The sequence below is a fragment of the Anaeromusa sp. genome, assembly GCF_028691475.1.
Classification (GTDB): Bacteria; Bacillota; Negativicutes; order Anaeromusales; family Anaeromusaceae; genus Anaeromusa.
On sequence record NZ_JAQUZF010000179.1, the window covers coordinates 1 to 3,639 of the forward strand.

A 3,639-nucleotide genomic window follows, 5' to 3' on the forward strand; every position below is an offset into this window, starting at 1 on the left:
TGATGGCTTGAACACTCATCAGTATAGCAGCTGGTGAATTTCTTTTTGTTTAACTTTTTATCTCCACCCGTTTAACGGGTGGTTTTTTGTTTCCGACGTTCCGTCGTCAACACGCTGAAGCGCATAATAAAAAAAGGAAAACCAGCAGACGTTTCCTAAAACGTCTGCTGGTTTTTAAGAGTGTTTAGCGCTCAACTCTGCCAGCAAAAGCACTAATGCTGTCGTGCGCGGTACAAAGGCCTTTAGATCCACTTCTTCTTTACGCGTATGCTCTAAAAGCGGATCACAGTCAATCCCCAGCGCGTCAATGGTTGGTGTAAAGGAAGCCGTCACATTGCCAATGGTCATGCCTCCTGCAATCCATTCCACCACATCTGCGTCAAATTCGCGCTTCACAATCGCTTTATAAAGCTGCACCATTTCTTCCACTGCAGCTGTTTTCTCCATTGGCGGCTTCACAAAGCCGCCCTCAACAGTCACAGTCGTTCCCGCCACTTGCGGCTTAGCCGCCAAATCACGGATAGCCTGATCAAGGCGCTCCAGCTCGCTTTGCTCATAACAGCGCACTTCCACCTTCAACCAGGCTTCATCAGGAATGACATTAACCTTTTCATTCGGCGTCCCCACGACGGCTGCATTAATACTGTTTGGAGGAATAAACTGGCCGTGGTCAGCTACCTTGCGTTTCTTCAACGCCGCCGTACTGTAGTTTTCCGGATCTTGAGGCAGCGGACTGGCAAGCTCATAGAGGCCCTGCAGCAAATGCCCCAGCTCCATAACCGCGTTGCCAGCCGCCTGCGGCGAATTGCCAGCATGTCCGCCAATGCCTTTTACGCGGAAAGTATAGCGTGCGTTCCCTTTGCGCTTGGTTACAATCCCCCAATTAGGACGACCCGTGTCAGCAATGATGGCAACATCTACCTGTTGCGCCAGTTCCTGCGCAAAGGCAAACTCATCAGGCGAGCCGGTTTCCTCTTCCGCATCAAAATAGACAATCAGTTCGCCATATGGTTTTTCCTCAAGCGCCTGAAATACTTCTACTGCATACAGCATCTGCAATGCCGACGCCTTACAGTCGCCTGCTCCTGGCCCGTAAGCAATGCCGTCCTCTCCTAGCTGAAAAGGATACCGCCCCTCTTCCGTGTTGAGCACGGTATCGGTGTGCACTACAAGCAACGCTTTAAGAGTTCCCTTCCCAGGAAAGCGAGCAATAACGTGCACGCCTCGTTCATTAGCCCGTTCTTCCATTCGTCCGCCCAGTTTGGCTACCCGCTGCGCCAAGAGCGCCGCAATTTGGCGGCTCCCCGCAAGATTTCCCGTATCCGAATCAATGTTAGTCCAAATTTCCAAGTCCCGAATGAACGCTTCCCTGCGTTCCTGCAAAACTTCTTTAACGCGGCTCCCTACAATCATAAACCGGCCACCTTTCCCAGGCGCTTTACAGCCTTATTTCTTTTTCTACACATTCGACGCCTTGCAAAAAAGTCCTCCTCAAAAGAACAAGCCCCTGCTTTCGTTCACGAAAGCAGGGGCTGCTATTAGTCTTGGGCCTGCCGCATATGCGGGAATAACAAAACATCGCGGATAGAGTGGCTGTTGGTCAGCAGCATTACCAGACGGTCAATGCCGATGCCCAGGCCGCCTGTAGGCGGCAAACCATATTCCAACGCGGTTACATAGTCACGGTCCATCATATGCGCCTCGTCATCACCGGATTCACGCTGCGCCACCTGGGCCATAAAGCGTCCTTCCTGGTCAATGGGATCGTTAAGTTCGGAAAAGCCATTGGCCATTTCACGCCCAAAGATAAACGCTTCAAAACGATCCGTAATTTCCGGATTGTTTTTATTACGCTTAGCCAGCGGCGAAATTTCCGTTGGGTGTCCTGTAATAAACGTAGGCTGAATTAAATGCTCTTCCACCAATTCCTCAAAGGCGTTATTTAAAATACCGCCAATACCATCCTTGGCTTCGTATGGTATGTTATGGGCATCTGCCAAACGGCGCGCTTCTTCTAAGGTCTTCACCTGGTTAAAATCAACGCCGCCAATTTTCAACACCGCTTCCGGCATCGTCATGCGATTCCACGGAGGAGTCAAGTCGATTTCTTGATCCTGGTACACGATTTTAGTCGTTCCCAATACCTGTTGCGCAATGCCGGCAATGACTTCTTCGGTCAGACGCATCACATCTTCATAATCGGCATACGCTTGATACAACTCCACCATGGTAAACTCCGGATTATGCTTAATAGAAATGCCTTCATTCCGAAACATCCGGCCCAATTCATAAACCTTGTCAAAGCCGCCGACAATCAATCGCTTTAAATACAATTCCGGCGCAATGCGCATATACAGCTTCATGTCTAGCGCATTGTGATGCGTCACGAACGGTTTGGCTGTAGCCCCGCCGGGAATGGGATGCATCATCGGGGTTTCCACTTCCAAAAAGCCTTTGTCGTCTAGTTGGCGTCGCAAGGACTGAATAATGCGGCTGCGCAACACAAAGGTCTTTTGCACATCCGGATTGACAACCAGATCCAAGTAACGCTGGCGATAGCGAGTTTCCACATCTTTTAGTCCATGCCATTTCTCAGGCAATGGCCGTAACGCCTTGGACAGCAAGGAAAAGCTTTTAGCCTTGATGCTAATTTCACCTTTGTTCGTACGAAAAATCTCGCCTTCCACGCCAATGATATCGCCCAAATCCAGCAGGCGGAATAGTTCGTAGGCCTCTTCCCCCACTGTATCTTGACGGAAGTAAATCTGAATGCGTCCGGACATATCCTGAATATGCACAAAGCTGGCCTTGCCATGGCCGCGCAGGCCCATGACCCGCCCGGCTACCCGCGCCGTTGTTCCTTGCAGTTCTTCAAAGCCTTCTACTATTTCCGTTGCCTGATGCGACCGGTCAAAACGACGTCCAAAGGGCTCTAGTCCCTTTGCAGCTACTTGCTTCATCTTTTCCCGACGCACCAGCATTTGCTCGTTTAGTTCTTCCCGTTGCTGTTGTTCTGTCTGTTGTTCTGACGTTCCTTCCGACATACCTCTGCCCCCACTTCTTTTCCTTACTTGCCGTTGAGCTGCATAATCTGATACTTCAGTACGCCTGCAGGCACATGCACTTCCACAACTCCCCCGACGCGCTGCCCTAAAATGGCTGCCCCCACAGGAGATTCGTTGGAAATTCGGAATTCCATGGGATCTGCTTCCGTCGAACCAACAATTGTATATTCGGCCACATCATCCATTTCTAGGTCCTTCAGTAATACCGTCGAACCAACCGTCACTACATCGGCATCGCCTTTTTTGATAATCTCTACATTGCGCAGCTTCTTTTCCAAGTCGGCAATTTTTCCTTCAATGAAAGCCTGCTCATTTTTAGCATCTTCATACTCTGAGTTCTCGCTGATATCGCCGAAATCAATAGCCTGCTTAATGCGCTCCGCTACTTGCGAACGACGCTCGGTCTTCAGAAACTCCAGTTCTTCTTCTAATTTACGCAAGCCCTCTTCTGTAAGAATGGTCTGTTTTTCCGCCATGTTTCGCGCTCCTTCTGTTTTATACTTGCTTCAACCAACGGCATTACTACAAAACAATAGAAAGAGTGTCAAGTTTGCCTTGACACTTAAAACTTCTT

General features: G+C 49.7%; 3 protein-coding genes. All 3 read right to left on the bottom strand.

Features of this window, described 5'->3' with window-relative positions; genetic code table 11:
• Positions 1-174: 174 nt before the first annotated feature.
• A complete protein-coding gene (locus tag PHF27_RS13820) occupies positions 175-1,413 on the bottom strand; it encodes a M20/M25/M40 family metallo-hydrolase (RefSeq protein WP_300071299.1) in 1,239 nt (412 codons plus the stop codon).
• 125 nt (positions 1,414-1,538) lie between these two features.
• Positions 1,539-3,044 (bottom strand): lysine--tRNA ligase, encoded by a 1,506-nt coding sequence (gene lysS, locus PHF27_RS13825; RefSeq protein WP_300071302.1) that lies wholly within the window; start codon positions 3,042-3,044, stop codon positions 1,539-1,541.
• Between the two features lie 23 nt (positions 3,045-3,067).
• The gene (greA, locus tag PHF27_RS13830) at positions 3,068-3,541 is read right to left on the bottom strand and encodes a transcription elongation factor GreA (protein ID WP_300071305.1); all 474 of its coding nucleotides are present in this window, start codon (positions 3,539-3,541) and stop codon (positions 3,068-3,070) included.
• Positions 3,542-3,639: the final 98 nt, after the last annotated feature.